At 43.3% G+C, this 18,434-nt stretch carries 15 protein-coding genes; all 15 read left to right on the top strand.

Features of this window, described 5'->3' with window-relative positions; translation table 11 throughout:
* The first annotated feature begins 351 nt into the window (after positions 1 to 351).
* Positions 352 to 801 (top strand): phage tail protein, encoded by a 450-nt coding sequence (locus VY86_RS16090; protein WP_021326045.1) that lies wholly within the window; start codon positions 352 to 354, stop codon positions 799 to 801.
* A 62-nt stretch (positions 802 to 863) separates the two neighbouring features.
* Positions 864 to 1,964, top strand: a complete 1,101-nt coding sequence (locus VY86_RS16085) for a phage tail sheath family protein (RefSeq protein ID WP_046975719.1) — start codon at positions 864 to 866, stop codon at positions 1,962 to 1,964.
* Between the two features lie 11 nt (positions 1,965 to 1,975).
* On the top strand, positions 1,976 to 3,358 hold the full coding sequence (locus VY86_RS16080) for a phage tail sheath family protein (RefSeq protein ID WP_046975718.1): 1,383 nt from the start codon (positions 1,976 to 1,978) through the stop codon (positions 3,356 to 3,358).
* A 54-nt stretch (positions 3,359 to 3,412) separates the two neighbouring features.
* Positions 3,413 to 4,621 carry a phage tail sheath C-terminal domain-containing protein gene (locus VY86_RS16075; protein WP_046975717.1) on the top strand — a complete coding sequence of 403 codons (1,209 nt, stop codon included), beginning with the start codon at positions 3,413 to 3,415 and terminating at the stop codon, positions 4,619 to 4,621.
* An 18-nt stretch (positions 4,622 to 4,639) separates the two neighbouring features.
* Positions 4,640 to 5,098 carry a phage tail protein gene (locus VY86_RS16070; protein ID WP_046975716.1) on the top strand — a complete coding sequence of 153 codons (459 nt, stop codon included), beginning with the start codon at positions 4,640 to 4,642 and terminating at the stop codon, positions 5,096 to 5,098.
* Positions 5,095 to 5,274 (top strand): DUF5908 family protein, encoded by a 180-nt coding sequence (locus VY86_RS16065; protein WP_046975715.1) that lies wholly within the window; start codon positions 5,095 to 5,097, stop codon positions 5,272 to 5,274. Before VY86_RS16070 ends, VY86_RS16065 begins: the two co-directional genes overlap by 4 nt.
* Positions 5,261 to 5,944 (top strand): CIS tube protein, encoded by a 684-nt coding sequence (locus tag VY86_RS16060; RefSeq protein ID WP_046975714.1) that lies wholly within the window; start codon positions 5,261 to 5,263, stop codon positions 5,942 to 5,944. Before VY86_RS16065 ends, VY86_RS16060 begins: the two co-directional genes overlap by 14 nt.
* A complete protein-coding gene (locus VY86_RS16055) occupies positions 5,941 to 7,542 on the top strand; it encodes a phage baseplate assembly protein V (protein WP_046975713.1) in 1,602 nt (533 codons plus the stop codon). Before VY86_RS16060 ends, VY86_RS16055 begins: the two co-directional genes overlap by 4 nt.
* Positions 7,543 to 7,554: 12 nt before the next feature.
* Entirely contained in the window at positions 7,555 to 8,001 is a 447-nt protein-coding gene (locus tag VY86_RS16050; protein WP_046975712.1) for a GPW/gp25 family protein, read from the top strand.
* Positions 7,998 to 8,414 (top strand): hypothetical protein, encoded by a 417-nt coding sequence (locus VY86_RS16045; protein WP_046975711.1) that lies wholly within the window; start codon positions 7,998 to 8,000, stop codon positions 8,412 to 8,414. The genes VY86_RS16050 and VY86_RS16045 overlap by 4 nt, the downstream gene beginning before the upstream one ends.
* Positions 8,415 to 8,497: 83 nt before the next feature.
* Entirely contained in the window at positions 8,498 to 10,354 is a 1,857-nt protein-coding gene (locus VY86_RS16040; protein ID WP_046975710.1) for a hypothetical protein, read from the top strand.
* The gene (locus VY86_RS16035; protein WP_046975709.1) at positions 10,347 to 13,286 is read left to right on the top strand and encodes a hypothetical protein; all 2,940 of its coding nucleotides are present in this window, start codon (positions 10,347 to 10,349) and stop codon (positions 13,284 to 13,286) included. Before VY86_RS16040 ends, VY86_RS16035 begins: the two co-directional genes overlap by 8 nt.
* 143 nt (positions 13,287 to 13,429) lie before the next feature.
* Positions 13,430 to 14,644 carry a tail fiber protein gene (locus tag VY86_RS16030; RefSeq protein ID WP_046975708.1) on the top strand — a complete coding sequence of 405 codons (1,215 nt, stop codon included), beginning with the start codon at positions 13,430 to 13,432 and terminating at the stop codon, positions 14,642 to 14,644.
* Positions 14,645 to 14,696: 52 nt separating this feature from the next.
* Positions 14,697 to 16,346, top strand: a complete 1,650-nt coding sequence (locus tag VY86_RS16025) for a contractile injection system tape measure protein (RefSeq protein ID WP_046975707.1) — start codon at positions 14,697 to 14,699, stop codon at positions 16,344 to 16,346.
* Positions 16,347 to 16,355: 9 nt separating this feature from the next.
* A complete protein-coding gene (locus VY86_RS16020) occupies positions 16,356 to 18,428 on the top strand; it encodes an ATP-binding protein (RefSeq protein ID WP_046975706.1) in 2,073 nt (690 codons plus the stop codon).
* The last annotated feature ends 6 nt before the right edge of the window (positions 18,429 to 18,434 follow it).

Raw genomic sequence — 18,434 nt, 5'->3', positions numbered from 1 at the left:
TTTATCATCAATTGATCGATAAAATAGAAAATAATTATCCATTCATAATTTTCCTATCCCCAAAACCAAATAAAACTGCGTTAATACCTAAAATGGGTAACCCCTGCCATACCAATTAATAATTATCACCAATTAATAATTAATATTCCCCTTAAAGATTCATTAATTATAATCATATCGCTTTATTAATGATGACCTAAATAATCATCTATAAAAAATTTTCAGTATGAATAATAACCTCCATAAGTAAGGTTGCTGCGGTAGCTATACCCATAGCTCAGTGCTAGCAAAAACAAGGCGATAGCGCTCTGTTTATCTTTTAAACGTAAATAACTAATCAAGGAAAAAATTATGGCTACAACTCCAGAACAAATCGCTGTTGACTATCCGATCCCTGTTTACCGGTTTGTTGTCTCAATTGGTGATGAAAAAATCCCTTTTAACAGCGTTTCAGGGCTCGATATTAATTATGATGTCATCGAATATAAGGACGGCACCGGTAATTACTATAAGATGCCGGGCCAACGTCAGGCGATCAATATTACGCTGCGTAAAGGTGTCTTCTCCGGCGATACAAAACTGTTCGACTGGCTTAATTCCATCCAGCTTAATCAGGTTGAGAAAAAAGATATTTCAATCAGCCTGACTAACGAAGCCGGTACTGAAATTTTAATGACCTGGAACGTGGCAAATGCTTTCCCAACCTCTTTAACCTCTCCTGCTTTTGATGCCACCAGCAATGAAGTTGCCGTTCAGGAAATTAGCCTGACAGCCGATCGAGTAACTATTCAAGCGTCTTAAGTCTTTAAGGCTCACGTTATAAAGCTGTTTACTCAAAATATTGCACAATAATTGGAGGCAACATGCCAACATATTCATATCCCGGCGTTTATATTGAAGAAGATGCCTCACCGTCACTCTCTGTCCGCTCCGGTGCAACAGCCGTGCCTGTTTTTGCTGTTGCCGTTGCCGTCAACGGCGATAAAGATAAAAATTCATTTTTACCAAATGATGCTTCTACCCGAATTAATAGCTGGTTGGAATATCTGACACTAAAAGATGGACAATTTGATCCTGATAATACGCTTGATATCTCACTGCGCGCTTATTTTATTAACGGCGGTGGATATTGCTATCTGGTCAAAACCACAGATTTAGAAAAACAAGTTCCAAAACTCGACGATGTCACATTGCTGGTTGCCGCCGGAGAAGATATCAATGAGGTGACAGGAAAACTGTGTAAATCAGGCAAAGGATTATTCGCCATTTTTGATGGTCCAAAAGATCAAATCACTTCGGAGCAAAAACCAGACGAACTCCTCAAGTCTTATTCCCTTACTCCTTATGGCGCAGTTTATTACCCTTACCTGACCGCTGAATGGGGAGAAAAGAAAGCCCTCGTTGATATTCCACCCAGCGCAGTGATGGCCGGGATTTATGCCAGTGTCGATAATAGCCGGGGTGTCTGGCAAGCACCGGCTAATGTGGCGATTCAAGGAGGATTACAACCTAAATACCCGGTAACCGATGATCTGCAAGCACAATATAACCAAGGTAAGGCGCTGAATATGATCCGTACCTTTCCTAAAAGCGGCACGCTGGTCTGGGGAGCCAGAACCCTTGAAGACACAGATAACTGGCGTTATATCCCGGTCCGTCGTCTGTTTAACAGCGCAGAACGGGATATTAAAAACGCCATGAATTTCGCGGTCTTTGAGCCAAACAGTCAACCCACCTGGAAAGCCGTGCAACGAGCTATCGATAACTATCTCTATGGCCTCTGGCAGCAAGGCGGCTTGATGGGCAACAAAGCCGAACAAGCTTACTTTGTTCAAATCGGTAAAGGCGTCACCATGACCGATGATGATATCAAGCAGGGCAAAATGATCGTCAAAGTGGGTCTGGCCGCTGTTCGCCCAGCCGAGTTTATTATCTTGCAGTTCACTCAGAATATCGCTCAATAATTGGAGGCAATATGCCAACAACACCAACTTATCCTGGCGTCTATATTGAAGAAGATGCATCACTGGCGCTTTCTGTCAGTCATGGAAACACAGCTATTCCCGTTTTTATTGGCCGTTTCTCACCCAAAAAAACCAGCACCACCCCACAAGTGACTCGCGTTAGTAGCTGGCTGGATTTCACTCATCTGTTCAATGTGGGTTGTGTTACGTCAATCACCATCACATCAACTAAACCTACTCCTCCTGAAAAACCGAAAACCGTCGACGGCGATGTATCAGTCAAAGACAATCAAGGGGCCAAAAGCGATACAAAAGCCGCTCCCCATGCGGAAGATAAAGAACCCGGTTACACCTATAAGGTCACTGTCGGTACTTACACAACAAGCAGTGATGCTTTAAAACTTTATTTCCAAAATGGCGGCGGTCCTTGTTATATCCTGCCAATTGCTGATACCAGCGATAGCAACACTTTGGCATTAATCCCTGAGTTAATTGAGCAGGCTTTAGAAATTACCTTAATCGTCTGCCCTGAACAGGATCCTGCTTATCAGAGTACGATATATGGCAACCTGACCCCTTTACTCAAGGCCGGATATTTTCTTATCGCTGACAATCAGGATAAAACAACCGCGCTCAATGTTAGCGAACCATCACAAACCGCAACTTATTATCCAGCAGTTAAAGTCTCACAACTTATTCAAGCAGAAGATAGTCTGATCGCAGTTTCAGATTACGAGGATGCGGCATCAAGCGAAGTTAAAAATCTGGCGCAACTCAAAGAGAAGAATCCAGGTGTCTATCAACAGGCTATTGATGCAATACAGAACATAAGCAACATTATTCCTGCCAGCGCAGTCATGGCGGGCGTGTATTGCGCCACTGATGCCAGCCGTGGCGTCTGGAAAGCGCCGGCGAATGTTGTTCTCAGCGGCATTAGTGATGTAACCGAACGGCTCACTGAAGATGAGCAAGGTACCATGAACCAAAAAGGTATCAATGCTATCCGCTATTTCACCAACAAAGGTTTTGTCGTCTGGGGTACGCGTACCCTGCAAGATGATGACAACTGGCGCTACATTCCGGTTCGGCGTTTATTTAATAGCGCAGAACGGGATATCAAGCAGGCAATGCGATTTGCTGTCTTTGAACCCAATAGCCAACCTACTTGGGAACGAGTTCGGTCAGCCATTGACAACTATCTCCATCAGCTCTGGCAACAAGGCGCGCTGGCCGGTAATAGCCCGCAAGAAGCCTATTTTGTTCAGATTGGTCAGGGTATCACCCTATCCGACACTGACATTAAACAAGGGAAAATGATTGTCAAAGTGGGGATGGCGGCGGTACGTCCGGCGGAATTTATTATCCTTCAGTTTTCGCAAAATGTAGCACAGTAACCGTACTGAGACGCGGTTGAATACCGCGTCTATTCAGTCGTTGAGGAGACGATAATGGACATAAAACAGCCTGGCGTCACAATAACGGAGAACCTGATATCCCAGAAACAGGATAATGCATTTATCGGTGTACCGGTTTTTATTGGTTATCCCCAACCTGCAAAAAATAGCCGTGTCAGCGATAAAACCGCCGTCAAGCTCACCAGTCTGGCCGATTTTACCTTGTCATTTGAGGGATCAGGATTGATGTACTATTCAGTGCGTCACTTCTTTGAAAATGGTGGTCAGCAAGCCTATGTATTGCCACTGGGAACGGATAAACCACTAAACGATTTTCAATCGTTGACCACCACATTGCAGCAGGATTGGGTTAAACAAGCGATTACCGCAGAGAGTGCAATCACGCTGATTGTCGTCCCTGATCTTGTCTACCTTAATCAGATGGATGCTCCCAATTCAGACATTGTTCAACACGACAAAATTCAATTCTGGCTGGAGTCCTGGCAATCGGTACTCGATCTTTGCAAGAGCCGGCGCGGCATGATGGGATTGCTGGATGCCCCGGATAATCCTGAATTGGCCGGGAAATGTTTAGCGCAGTTTTCTTCAAGTGACCGACAATGGGGCGCCGTATACTGGCCACGGCTAAACAGCGCCTATCAGGATAACGCGCAAAATACTGTCGTGCTTTCACCTACCGCGGCAGTTGCTGCCGTCATCCAGCGTAACGATAACCAAATGGCCGTCTGGAATGCACCCGCTAATGTCGCGTTAGCCAAAGTGATCAGCCCGGTACGCGCTTATATTGAAGCTGATGCCCTCTTTAATCCCAATGGCACTTCGTTGAATCTGGTTCGCAGCTTTCCCGGCAAAGGGATTAAAATCTGGGGATGCCGCACCCTGGACAACACACCCGGCTCTCCCTGGCGCTATATTCAAACCCGCCGTCTGATTTCCTATATCGAAGCCCATATGACCCAACTGGGCCGCGCTTTTGTTTTTGAACCCAATAACGCCATCACCTGGATGAAGTTTAAAGGTCAGGCTTATAACTGGTTGCGTCAGTTATGGTTAAAAGGCGGACTGCGAGGCACACAGGAAGATCAAGCATTTGAAATATTACTGGGCATTGATGAATCAATGAGCGAAGCCGATCTGCAAGCCGGGAAAATGATCATGAAAATCAGGCTATCAGTGTTAATTCCAGCGGAATTTATCGAGTTGAGCCTGACATTTGATACCCGCTCCGGAATCACCCGTTAAATTAAGCAGGGGCAAAATATGAACAATTTATACACCCCGTCGGTGTCACACCGTTTTATCGCCAGTTTTCTTTTTAATAATATCCCCAGTCCGCTCGACATTGCCTTTCAACGGATATCAGGCCTCAGCCGTGAGCTGCAAACCACCCAACTCAGCCAGGGCGGGGAAAACGCCAGAAATACCTGGCTGGCTGAGAAGATCCAGCACGGCAGTCTGGTGCTGGAGCGCGGTGTGATGACGGTGACGCCACTCACTTTGGTGTTTGATCGCGTCCTGCGCGGTGAAAAAGCGGTTTATGCCGATGTCGTCATTATGCTGCTGAATGAAAATTCAATCCCCGTGGCAAGCTGGACGTTAAGTAACGCCCTGCCGGTTCACTGGTCCACCGGCGACTTTGATGCCAATAGCAACACCGTTTTGGTGAACTCCCTGGAATTACGTTATCAAGATATGCGCTGGTTAGGAGTGAAAGTATGACTGTCGAAATTAAGGAACTGATTATTCAGGCCAAAGTCACCGATGCAACGAATAACCCGGTCTCTCCACGGACATTAGCTCAGGAAACGCTGGATAACGCCCGTCTGATTGAAAAGGTGAAACGGGAAGTCTTGGACGCATTGCGTGAAACAGGAGGCCATTATGAGTTTAATTGAACGTAATCTGTCCAGACTTACCCTCACCGCTTTCAAAGACCGGGAAGGAAAAACCACTGTGGGCAGTTTACAGGCAATGTACAACCCCGATGCCATCCAGCTTGATTATCAAACCCGTTATCACCAGGATGAAAGCGTTAACAGCGCCAGCCAGAGCAGCCGTTATGTGTTATCCCAACCCGCTGGCCTGTCATTAATCCTGCTATTTGATGCCACGATGCCCGGCAACAACACGCCGGTAGAAAAACAGCTGGCGACGTTAAAAGCCCTGTGTGCGGTGGATGCCAGCACCAAAGTACCCCACTTTCTGAAACTCAAATGGGGCAAAATGCGCTGGGAAAACAAAGGCTATTTCGCCGGCCGGGCCAGCGGCCTCAGCATTGATTACACCCTGTTTGACCGGGATGCCACCCCACTGCGAGCCAGCGCCACTTTATCTCTGGTAGCGGACGAAAGCTTCGTTATTCAGGCCACCGAGCAGCAATTAAAATCGCCGCCGGTCACCGCGGTCAGCGTAACCGATATGCTCTCCCTACCGTTGATCGCCTTAGGCGCCGGCGCTTCTCTGGCAGGCGGTATTGATTATCTCTCTCTGGCCTGGCAAAACGGACTGGATAATCTTGACGATTTCACCCCCGGACAAACGCTGCAAGCCAAGGGGGATGTATGAAAATACCTGCGATAACCATCAAGATAGGCGGCAAAGCGCTCAATCAACTGACTGTTATCAGCCTGACAGTAAACCATCATATCAATGGCATTCCCTCAATTAACATCACTCTGGGGATCGCCGGTGATGCCAGCCATATTTTTGACGCTAAAGCTCAGGCTGAACTGGCAAGTTGCCGCCCGAATCATGAACTTATCGTGCAGATGCAAAAAACCGTGTTGTTTAAGGGGATAATCGTTCGGCAAGCGCTTGGGCTTAAAGGTCAGGACAGCATCATCACCCTGACAGCCAAACATTCGTTGCAAAAATTAACCCACAACTTCCACTCACAACTCTTCAGCAAACAGAGTGATGAAGCAATTATCAAAAAGCTATTCAACCAAGCAGGTGTACCGGTAACGATAAAACAAGCACCTCAGCTCAAAACGGTGCATGAGCAAATGGTACAGTTCCGCTGTCATGACTGGACCTTCCTAAAAAGCCGACTGGCCGCCACCAATACCTGGCTGTTGCCCGGCAATGACACCGTGACGCTGATCACCCCTGAATCGCTGAATCAGTCAACCGTGCATAGGATCCACCCGCGTGCCAACGCTCAGGATGTGGTGCTATTTGAGGCCAATCTACAATGGGATAACCAGCGCAGCCCGAAAACAGTGAGTGTGCAATCCTGGGATATCGCCCAACAAAAATTATCGCAGGCAAATCAGGCAAAAAGCAGTGGCCTTGGCCGTGGTCAATTCGCCGCAGATAATCTGCAACCACTGACCGGTCAGGAGTGGCAATGGGTTTTCAGCTATCCGCTGGATAACGGACAGGCCAAACATCTTGCTCAGGGCATCCTGAATAACCGGCGAAATCATAACGTCTCCGGCAATTTTGAAGTTGAAGGCAGTGATCGTTACCAACCGGGCCATATCCTGGCATTAAGCGGCTTTGGTCAAGGAATGGATGGTCAGGGAATTATCACCGGCGTGAGTCAGACAATTAATCAGCGGCAAGGCTGGCGCACCCAGCTAACCCTGGGCCTGTTGCCGGAAACCGAGCAGGTTGTACCACAGGTTAAAGAGCTGCATGTCGGTATCGTGGAAAAATACCAAAAAGATAACCAGTCGCTGGGGCGTATTCCGGTCAGGATCCCCGCTTTAAGCTTAACCAACGGTGTACTTTTTGCCCGCTTGGGTAAACCTTATGCCAGCCACGAAAGCGGATTCTGCTTCTACCCTGAACCGGGGGATGAGGTAATTATCGGCTTCTTTGAATGCGATCCCCGTTTCCCGGTGATATTAGGCTCCATGCACAACCCGAAAAATAAAGCACCGATAGAACCCAGTGAAAAAAATCAAACGAAAACCTTGGTCATCAAACAAAAAGATAACCAACAGGAATTAATCTTCGACCATAAAGATAAAACGCTCACACTCAATAGCGGAAAAAACACATTGTCGCTGCAACAGGATAAAGATATCACGCTTAATTCCACTCAGAATCTCATTATTAATGCCCAGGAAATTAACCTACAGGCCGAAAAATCCCTGTCAGCCACGGGAAAATCCGGGGTCGATATTAAAGGTGCGAAAATTAACTTAACACAATAATAAGGCAGTACGATGACAGACAAAATATTAGCTGATATTTATGGCCGGGGCTGGGCATTTCCGCCACAGTTTTCGATAAAAGATGATTCTCATCCTGAAATACCCACCGGCATTACCATCGCGGAAGGCGCAGAGAATGTTCGCCAGAATATGAAAATCCTTTTTCTCACCGAACCCGGCGAACGGATTATGCGTGAAAATTACGGCTGTGGCCTGAATGATTATCTGTTTGCCAATATCAGTGACGAATTGATGGCAGAGATTCAAACCCGGATTGAAGAGCGGGTACTGCGCTATGAACCGCGCGCAAATATTACCGAGATTCAAGTGAACCAGAGAATAGACTTACCTAATACCTTGCATATTCAGGTCAGTTACGCCCTGAGAGGCAGCGAAATCAGCCAGCAACTTGAAGGTATCCTTGAAGTTAGCGAGGGCCAGTTACAGGTGAACCTATGAGCAAACAACTGGTCGTTGATGGCGACAATTTGCTGTTCGAACCGTTATTCGACAACCGGCAGGTCACTATTCTGGGACCGGCAACCATCCGGGGCAGCGGACACGCCCAAATTCAGGGCAAAAAGATCGCGATTATCGGCGATGAAAAAAAGGTCCAACTCCAGGCGCAATATACTACCCTCAGCCACCCGGTACCCGGCATGGGAATGGTCACCATTGCTCAGTTGGATGCCAGCCAGCAGGCGAATTTTTGCCGCAGCCCTGCCACGGTGATTGTTGTCGGCCAGCAATTTATCGCCCGTTTTACCCCGACACAGCCAGCCAATAATCCATCAAGTGGCCCGGATGTAACAACGCCAAGTATGGGCAAAGGCCGTTTTATTGCCAGTCAATATGTTGTCAGTGCCGGGTAAATAATCCCCTTCAATCTTATTTTTAAATAACAACGCTTTCCTGAAAATCTATCAGGAATATTCGCATAACAGGTGGTATAAATATGGGACAGGCCGAGTTAGATAATAAACTCTCTGCTATTGTGCCGGATACTGCATTTAAACTTGATGAAAGAAGTACGCTGGATATTTTAAACTGGCTTAAAGCCTACGCTGAAAACATCCCTTTCGATCAAGACAAAAATCAGTTCTGGGACAGTTTCTATTTTATTCAGGAAAATCATCCGCAGCAATTAGCGGATATTTACCAAAACATTAATCAAACGGATGGATCTTTACCGGCACATCAAGCTTTTGTATTGGCTTTTTTAAAGCTACTAGAAACAACCAACCGATTATTAAATACATTCCCGGCACGACATCGTGATCTTTATTATCGGGAATTATTGGGGCTGAAACCTAAAAGTGCCCAAGCGGATAAAGTTGCTATCGGTATTACTCTGAATACCGACAACCCAGAATTTCTGGTAGCCCAGGGAACGCTGTTTGATGCCGGGCAAGACAATACCGGTAATCCGTTACACTATGCATCTGATACGGATTTACTGGCGAATCAGGGAAAGTTAACCGATCTGCGTTGGTATCGGAAAGTTGGCAATGTCTGGAAATCAGCAATACTATTCAGTGACTCAGACAACATTGAATTCCCCAAAAACGGTATTCAACTTTTTAGCGAAACATCCCATGATCTTGAGGTTCAATCTGACCATCTGAATTGGGGTGAAGCAAATATATCGTCATTAACCCATGACACATTCTACTTAGGCTTTACCAATGTACTACCGGGACAAACTTTATCTTTATTCTGGCAGTCAGAAGGCGTTAAAGCACTTAATTTATCTTGGTCTTATCTAAATCAGAAAAATATCTGGCAGCCAATCAATCAACTGATCCACGACCAAACCCGTAACCTGTTTGATCGGGGGATCTGGCGCACACTATTGCCACTGGATGCGTCAAATCAGGCAGCCTTGATGCCAACAGGACGGTACTGGCTGAAAGCCGAGATAACCAATAAGGTTGAAGCCCGGGATTACCCACAAATTAAAGGCATCCTGTATAACGCCACCACCGCCAAGTTAATCAACGTAGAAACCATTGAACAGGATCACTTTATCAACGGATTAGCCGCAGAAAGCATTAAACAGCCGGTCAACGCATCCGTTGCCATCAGTGGTGTGACGCAACCCTGGGTATCTTGGGATGGTCACCCAAAAGAAACAGCACAAACCTTCCTGACGCGGATCCCGGCCCGGTTGTCTCACCGTAACCGGGTATTGAGCTGGGGAAACATTGTCACCTTACTAAAAGAGCAGTTTGTCAGCTTATTTGACGTCAAATACCCTTCTGCCAGTGAATTAACTAAAATCCCGGCGCCGAAAGAACAACAACTGATTGTGATCGCCGACAGTCGCTACAAAGATAACGATGATGCGCTGCGCCCAGAGTTGAATCCGGCCCGGCTGACAGAGATAGCCGAGTGGGTAAGCCAATTAAGCAGCCCCTGGACAACCATTAAGATCAATAACCCAAAATACATTAACGTCAATGTCAATTATCAAGTGAAATTTATTTCAGGTATTAACCCCGCCTATGGTCATCATCAGCTACAGCAGGAACTCAGCCGAAAATATATGCCGTGGGGAGAAAATAGCGCTATCGGCGTGACGACAGGTAACCACATTGATTATTACCAGTTATTCGCCACCATCCAACAATCCCCTCTGGTTGAACGGGTCACGGATTTAACTTTGGAAAAAGTTATTCCGCCGGTGAGCAATATCAGCGCAACTAAAGATGGCCCATCCACCCCTGCCGTAGGTAACAGTATCGGGGCCGCCGATGATGAAGTGCTGATTTTAGTCTGGTCAGACTCAAGCCAAGGAGTTAACAATGAATAATCAGGACGCCCTGTTTCCCATCGTCAAAGACGATATTACCTTTGATGCCTTACTCACTCAGGCCAAAACGGTTATTGAGCAGCAATCCGGCCAATGCTGGAGCAATACCAGTGAAAATGATCCCGGTATCACCTTATTGGAAGCCTGTTGTTATGGTGCGTCCGATCTGGCTTACCGTCATTCATTACCCCTGAAAGATCTTCTTACACCTAACCCCACGGAACAGATACCCGGCAACGGTATTTTCCCCCAGGAATTCGGCCCACAACAAACACTGACCTGTGGCCCCATCACCGCAGAAGATTATCGCCGGGCTTTATTGGATTTACATAGCAGCGACACAATAACAATTAATGAAGCAAGTGAAGGTTATTTTTTCTTTAATGATGTCCAATTAATTCGTGAACCCGAAGATAAACGTTATCAGTATTGGTATAACACAGAAAAACGTGAATATAGCTTTAAAAATTCTGGATCAGATAGCCAATTAGCTCTGAGAGGAAATTACTGGCTTTATTTACTGCCCGGTCAAGAAACTCAGGCCAATAACAAACTGGCTCAGGAAAAGCTCAACGATTTCCTAAAAAATAACCGTAATCTGGGGGAATCCGTTAGCAAAATTATCTGGCTACAACCTATTAATTTTCCCTTGCAGATTGATATTGAGCTTGATGAGAACATCATCAATTTTGCTGACATCTTCGCCCAAGTTTATATGACGACGGAACAAATGGTGCAAGAAAAGCCCGTCCGCTATACCACTCAAGCCATGAAAGATCTGGGCTATAGTAATGAAAAGATATTCGCCGGCCCTTATTTACATCACGGCTGGATACCGACATTACCTCAAACCAAAAATTACACCGGCGCTACGGTATTAAATCTCAGCCATCTGGTTAACCGATTATTAGCGATTAAAGGCATTCAAAGTATAACCCGGCTGGCATTAGCTCATCACGACAAAACTATTACTCCATTGTCGGACGATAATTGGTCTTGGAAAATCGCTCAAGGATATTACCCCAGATTATGGGGTAACGATCCACTGGCATTAATTACCTCAGCAAACAGCCCGCTTACCATTATTGCCAAAGGGGGCGTTAAAATTGGCGTTTCCAAACAAGATGTAGAGAAACAGCTTATTACAGAACCACTGATTAATACACAACCTGAATTACTGCATTGGGGTAAATATCGTAAAGTTCTGGATTACTATCCGGTGAGCAATAAATTGCCGGCTTGCTATGGATTGCAAACCAGCAAACCTACGCCACAGCAAGTACAATTACACCAATTTATGCTGCCTTTTGAACAAATGCTGGCTAACGGCTGTGCCGAACTCGCCCTATTACCGAAATTACTGGCCTTTAAACAACGGGGAGAAACAGTATACGGTGCTCAATGGCCTTTTAAAGCCGATACTGTCAGCCAACAAGCCCATCAAAACATAGAAGCTAATTTAATAGAAAAGCTCAATAATGATTCTCAAATCCATTATGATAAAAGCAATAATAAAGATAAAAACTATGACAAGGAGCTGACAATTCTGGATTACCTATTAGGCTATTTTGGTACTCATTGCGCAGCCAGGCCATTAACACTAAACGCACTAGATTTTCTGAACACCCAACGCGGTTATCTGGCTCAACAGCCTGAACTCACTTATCAACGTAATAATATTCGGATTGATAAAGTGTCGGCACTGCAAAAACGGATTGCTGCCCGGTTGGGTTTAGGTGGGGAATGTTTCAGTGATACCCCTGATCTGGCTAATTTGCCTTTCTATTTAATTGAACATCGTCAATTACTACCGGTAAAACCCGATATCCAATTCGATACTAAGCAAAAGCCTGATTCTCTGGTGGTTGAAGATGATCAGTTAAAAATCACTCAAAAAGGTACAGCAGGCCGCTTATTACAAGGGCAGGTAATTAACCTGATTATCATTGAAGATGGCAGAGAATTCACATTACTACGCGGCCAAATGATCACCGAGGTGTCAGGAGAGACATTCTCCCTTAGCACACGTAACAGCTCGGATCTAGAACACAATCTGGAAAGAATACTGAAGGCATTTGAGCAAAACAAACTGTCCTGGCAAAACAGCCCAGTGTGGCTGGAAGATATGGATTATCAATTGGTTTATGCCGATACCACATATCAAAGCGATGCTGAAGATGAACGTTGGATTACCTCCAGCACCCAGAGCCCCTTCCCTGCCATGATCGAAGTAGGTGACGAAATCACACTGAAATATGTGATTACCCCCTCTGGGCCAGCTAAAAAAATATCAGCTCGGGCCGTTCGTGCTGAACAGAAATCCGAATATGAACTCAAAGCACACGTAGTCAAATTTGATCGCATTCAAGGCAAAATATTAATTAAACGCACCCAAGACTCACGGGATAATTTTCCACCCGAGACGAAAGCATGGCGCTATCGCTGGTATTTCTCCAGTGAAAAATATGCCCTGGCCGATCGTTTCTCATTTGTCGTCAGTGTGGTAGTGAATCGCCTGTTAATTGAGAGCAACAAAGTTGACCCTTACAAACTGGAATCTTGGGTAAAAACGGAGATTCTCGCTGAATTTCCTGCGCATATTTCGATGATTATTCACTGGTTATCACCGAAACATTTTGAAAATTTTGCCAATACCTATAAACGCTGGCAAAACAATGATGCGCCGTTAGGGGATGAGGCATACCATATTTTAGAGACCTTAACTCTGGGGCGCCTGCCCTCTGATACAATTGGTATTGGCAGTATGCGAATTGCCACCGAACAACAGCGTATTGAGGTCATTGGTGAATCGGGCGATCAATGGAATGAAGAAGTCATAAAAAGTAATCAATTATTATATGTGCCTTATGCCGGAGGAATAGCTAAACTTAATGAAATTATTAATAAGAATAATAGCAAAAATAGAAATTAATTTATCCAATATGAAAAAATTAATATAGCATTACAAAAGACTTATTTTAAGATTAAATATCCTTTCCTGTTTAATTATACAGAAACATCTACAAGATATTTAAATCTCAATCATTTAATACCATATAACATAGGATGATAAAAATGGAAAAAAAATCTAATCTATCTAATGCAAAATCCAATATGGAAAATATCAAATCAAATGGCCCATCAGCAGATGATTTAAAAAAGCGTTTTAAAGAAGGCAGTATTCCATTACAGACTGATTTTGCCGACCTGATTAATATTGCTGATATGGGCCGTCGGGCTGTTGGTAAAGCGCCCAGTCAGACGGATAACCCAAATTCAGCGCTGAAACTGGATAATGATGGTGCACTAGCGGTAAAACTTAATGACAACAGCGGCTTAAAGACAGATAAAGATGGATTAAGTGTAAAAATTAAGAATAAAAGCCTGTTGGCTGATAATAGCGGATTAGCAGTCAATGCCGGCAGAGGATTGAGAATTAACAACGACAAACTTGAAGTCGATGATCATCACGGTATTGAAATAGTTAACGAAGGTGTAAAGGTTAAAGCAAGTAATGGGATTAATGTTAATAGCGATGGTGTTTCTGTAAAGGCTAAAGATAAAACGATCAATGTCGAATCCACAGGGATATCTGTCAGGCTTGGTTGGGGGATAAAAATAGGTGATGGATTAGATGTTAAGGCCAGTAATGGTATTAACGTTGATAGCAATGGCGTTTCAGTCAAAGCCGGTGATGGCATAAAAGTGGACAATAACGGTGTCAGTATTGATCCCAACAAAGTACTCCCCAAAGGAATGATTGTGATGTTTTCTGGTAGTAGTGCTCCTACAGGTTGGGCATTTTGTGATGGAAAAACTTATAATGGAGTTACAGTTCCAGATTTAAGAAGTCGTTTTGTCATGTGTGGTGAAACCATTTCTGATACAGGGAAAAGCAGTAATAAAGCCAGCGGCGGCAGTTCTGCAAAAAACTTTTTCAGAGATACTAAACCAACCACAGTTTCTGTCAGTGTTAATGTACAAAATACAACATTAACAGAAGCACAAATACCTAGTCATAAACATATCGGAGGTATGCCTTATTGTTGGGGTACTGGAATGAAATATATTGGATTTAGTGATACCCAAACCCAATATCAAATAGATAATACTTATAACAGCTCAATATGGAGAAAACATTCAGACGGGCAGAGTCTTTATGCCTGTACATCAAACACAGGCGGGGGACAAGGACATAATCACCACGCAACAGCCTCATCCCCTTCACATAATCATAGCGTTGATGTAATTCCGCCTTATTACTTATTAGCCTTTATTATGAAACTCTAATTTCATTCTACGCAGACAGATTTAAATTGTCTATTATTTAGGAAATACCTATATGACTTCGGAGCCAAATCTGTTAAATCGGATTACCATTACTATTTCAGCTAATAATCAACAGGTAGCTAAAAAAGTATTGCATGGCTCCCTGCTTAATCAGGCTAGTATAAATAAATTACTCAACTCATACTTTGATGAATATAACACTCATCAGAATATCTCTTTAGAGAAATTAACTCTGGACCTTGGTGAAATAAATTTTCATGACTTTAACTCATTATTCCCTGCTCGCCTCAAGGTTGAGCTAAATAAAGCACTAAGCCAATATCAGATAAACAACCATCAGAAAGAAACTCCACTGAGTAAACCAACATTTAATAAATTTACCGATAACTATTCCACATTCTGCGATAATAATTTAATTGATACGGAGAATTTCATTCACTCTTTATATCAACAAAATGCCCAACCTAATACAATGGAGGCTATAAAGCACAATAAAGACATTAATATTAATAAACTTATTCACCAATTAACACAGATAGAGAGCAAATGGATATTGCTACTGGCAAAAAGCTGCCTATCTGAACACGGTATACAACGACTTTTGGCTATCAAACAACCTGCTTTATTGAGCGCCATTAATCGCAGATTATCCGAAAAAATAAACAAACCACAACATCAGGAGGAGCTTGTCTCCTCCGGACAATTGATACTTAATGCACTGGAATATATACAGCAGCATAATACTCAGGAAATACCTAAACCCAATGCGAAAATCATCTCGCGTATTACCACTGAACTCAATAATGGCGTACTTAATGCTGCACCTGTTATTACATTACTCCACCAGGCTATGACCGACAATAGTCCATTAAATAGTTGGCTAAAACAACTCTGGCAAACCGTTTCTGTTTCACGGCTTTGCAAAAAGTACCTGCCGGCTGAAGAATACCAATATCTATTGGAATGCTTTATGCCAAACCACACGGATAAGAATATATCTGATAAACAATCAATCATGACTCCCGTTGATATTTCAAACATTCAGGCATACCAACACTTGGCAAATCAGCAGGTCATTACCGAAGATCAGAAAATATTATCAATAACAGATAACACCCTTATTACAGGCAATAACCATAACCAACATCAAACTATTAACAAGCCACACTCTTGGCGAGCTTTATTGCCTGAACAATCTATTCCATATCAGGTAAAAAATGCCGGAATATTAATTCTCTGGCCAATGCTACCCGCACTATTTAACCAGCTTGGTCTACTTGAGAAACAGAAATTTATCCATCGTCAAGCCCAGTTTAATGCTGTTGATTTACTTGACCACCTAATTTGGGGAACCGAGGGAAGGCCAACGGAAAGAAAATTATTGAATTACATTCTGTGTGGGCTAATAGCCGATAACGATATTGAATCAATCCCTATCGAGCCAGAAAAACAATTGATAGCAGATCAATGGCTAGATGCGGTTACTGTCCAACTTCCCGGCTGGAAAAAATTAAGCCGCAATGATGTTCGGCAACTGTTTTTACAACGACCGGGTGAATTATTGGCAGATGAGCAAGAAATCAAAATCACCATCCAACAACAACCATTTGATGCATTACTGACTGAATGGCCGTGGCCATTAAATATCGCCAGACTTCCCTGGCTGGATCGCTCTTTATTAATCGACTGGCAAAATATTTAACAGGTTTATATGAACTCCTTACTTAAAAATAATCACCACATGGTGGCAGAATTACGTTGGATTTATCCCCATCTGGAACGTATCGATTTGCAATTACAACATTATTATTACCAAAAGATAGATTGGTATGATTCATTGCAGGAAAGTTTTTTACTTACCGAAGATGAAGTCAAACAACGTCTAGTAACACCATCAGGTATTCCTCATTGGCTACCTAAAATGGATAATATTGTTCCCCCCCCTGAAATCGAAGAAAACCCATCCTTTGATGCATTATCACTCTTAATCGAACGTTTTGAACTGACTGAATTTGAGCGCGACGTTTTATTATTAGGTTTATTACCACATTTCAATAGCCATTATTATGCGTTATTTGCTGCTCTGAACGGTAATAGTAAAAAACAATGGCCTAGCTTTGCTTTAGCAATTGAATTATTTAGCCAATACCAAAGTGATCGGCAATTACGACAAAATAGCCTTCTACCGCAAACACCGTTAATCAGTCATCAACTATTACGGCTTAATAACCCCGAAAAATCTATTTGGTTACAAACCTTGTTTTTAACTCACAGCGCTATCTGGCATTTTTTATCAGGCCAACGGGTTATTTTACCGCCACTGACAACTTGTGCTTATTGGCATTCTCCTGCCTCACAGACTTGGTATCCTCAAACCCTTTATCATTCACTTGAAAAGGTATTATTAAATGAAACCGATGAAGTACGCCCAATAATAATACTCAGAGGAAAACAAGATAGCGCCAGAGAATTAGCGGTAAGCAATATTATGGCATTTCATGGCATCAATACCTTAACTCTAGACTTAGCTAAACTGCCGAAGGAAAATAACCCTAACTTGTTGATAGACGTATCACGGGAAGCCCGTCTACATGATGCCTGTTTATTAATTCGCAACTTTTCTTTGCTCAAAGATGAAAAGAAAACATTACATAGTGAACTATCTACATTATTTAACCAACCCAAAATAAGGGTAATATTTCTGGTAGAACCAGGTGATGCATTAATATGGATTAAACATCTGCCAATGGTGCAAATTAATATGCCATCACTCACGTTGACAGATAAAGAAATAATGCTAAAAGAAAGTTTACCGGATAAGATAATCCATAAAATAAATGTGACACAATTATGTCAACGTTTTTCATTTACCGCAGAAACATTACCACAAATCCTTCAAGAAGCGAATCAATACCAAATACTCCGACAACCAGAAGGTCAATTGGAAGAAACCGATCTACGCAAAGCACTCAACTTCCGTGCTCAACAAAATTTCGGTAAATTAGCTCAGCGAATAACACCTAAACGTAACTTTAATGATTTAGTCATTTCAGACGTATTAGCGCAACAATTAAGAGAAATTATTGCCGCCATTCATTACCGTGACCAGATTCTGGCTACCGGCTTTCAGGAAAAAATAGGTTATGGAACGGGTATTAGCGCACTATTCTACGGAGAATCTGGGACTGGCAAAACCATGGCCGCCGAAGTAATTGCCGGACATCTTGGCGTTGATCTGATTAAAGTAGATCTCTCCACCGTTGTGAATAAATATATTGGCGAAACAGAAAAAAATATCTCGCGTATTTTTGATCTGGCTGAAGCGGATTCCGGCGTGTTATTTTTCGATGAAGCCGATGCCCTATTTGGCAAGCGTAGCGAAACCAAAGATGCTCAAGACAGACATGCCAATATTGAAGTTTCTTACCTATTGCAAAGACTGGAAAATTATCCGGGACTAGTGATTCTAGCCACCAATAATCGCAGTCATTTAGACAGCGCATTTAATCGTCGTTTTACCTTTATTACTCGCTTTACTTATCCCGATGAAATGTTACGTAAAAAGATGTGGCAAACAATCTGGCCTGAACAATTGAAATTATCTGATGAGCTTGATCTTGAACATCTGGCTAAACGGGCTGATTTAACTGGCGCTAATATCAGAAATATTGCTTTATTAGCATCCATGTTAGCGAAACATGATCACAGTGAACAGATCGAAAATAAACATATAGATCGGGCAGTTATACTTGAATTAAATAAAACTGGCCGGCTGATATTTTAACTATTT

It is taken from the genome of Photorhabdus thracensis, from assembly GCF_001010285.1.
Lineage (GTDB): Bacteria > Pseudomonadota > Gammaproteobacteria > Enterobacterales > Enterobacteriaceae > Photorhabdus > Photorhabdus temperata.
Note: the sequence above shows the minus strand (reverse complement) of the source record. Positions and strands in the feature narration are given on the sequence as shown.

What these genes read in the sequence shown, in the direction of transcription:
- VY86_RS16060 (WP_046975714.1), top strand. Translation starts at nt 5,261, where the DNA reads ATGAGTTTAATTGAACGTAATCTGTCCAGACTTACCCTCACCGCTTTC.
- VY86_RS16090 (WP_021326045.1), top strand. Translation starts at nt 352, where the DNA reads ATGGCTACAACTCCAGAACAAATCGCTGTTGACTATCCGATCCCTGTT.
- VY86_RS16070 (WP_046975716.1), top strand. Translation starts at nt 4,640, where the DNA reads ATGAACAATTTATACACCCCGTCGGTGTCACACCGTTTTATCGCCAGT.
- VY86_RS16055 (WP_046975713.1), top strand. Translation starts at nt 5,941, where the DNA reads ATGAAAATACCTGCGATAACCATCAAGATAGGCGGCAAAGCGCTCAAT.
- VY86_RS16035 (WP_046975709.1), top strand. Translation starts at nt 10,347, where the DNA reads ATGAATAATCAGGACGCCCTGTTTCCCATCGTCAAAGACGATATTACC.
- VY86_RS16020 (WP_046975706.1), top strand. Translation starts at nt 16,356, where the DNA reads ATGAACTCCTTACTTAAAAATAATCACCACATGGTGGCAGAATTACGT.
- VY86_RS16075 (WP_046975717.1), top strand. Translation starts at nt 3,413, where the DNA reads ATGGACATAAAACAGCCTGGCGTCACAATAACGGAGAACCTGATATCC.
- VY86_RS16040 (WP_046975710.1), top strand. Translation starts at nt 8,498, where the DNA reads ATGGGACAGGCCGAGTTAGATAATAAACTCTCTGCTATTGTGCCGGAT.
- VY86_RS16085 (WP_046975719.1), top strand. Translation starts at nt 864, where the DNA reads ATGCCAACATATTCATATCCCGGCGTTTATATTGAAGAAGATGCCTCA.
- VY86_RS16025 (WP_046975707.1), top strand. Translation starts at nt 14,697, where the DNA reads ATGACTTCGGAGCCAAATCTGTTAAATCGGATTACCATTACTATTTCA.
- VY86_RS16030 (WP_046975708.1), top strand. Translation starts at nt 13,430, where the DNA reads ATGGAAAAAAAATCTAATCTATCTAATGCAAAATCCAATATGGAAAAT.
- VY86_RS16050 (WP_046975712.1), top strand. Translation starts at nt 7,555, where the DNA reads ATGACAGACAAAATATTAGCTGATATTTATGGCCGGGGCTGGGCATTT.
- VY86_RS16080 (WP_046975718.1), top strand. Translation starts at nt 1,976, where the DNA reads ATGCCAACAACACCAACTTATCCTGGCGTCTATATTGAAGAAGATGCA.
- VY86_RS16045 (WP_046975711.1), top strand. Translation starts at nt 7,998, where the DNA reads ATGAGCAAACAACTGGTCGTTGATGGCGACAATTTGCTGTTCGAACCG.
- VY86_RS16065 (WP_046975715.1), top strand. Translation starts at nt 5,095, where the DNA reads ATGACTGTCGAAATTAAGGAACTGATTATTCAGGCCAAAGTCACCGAT.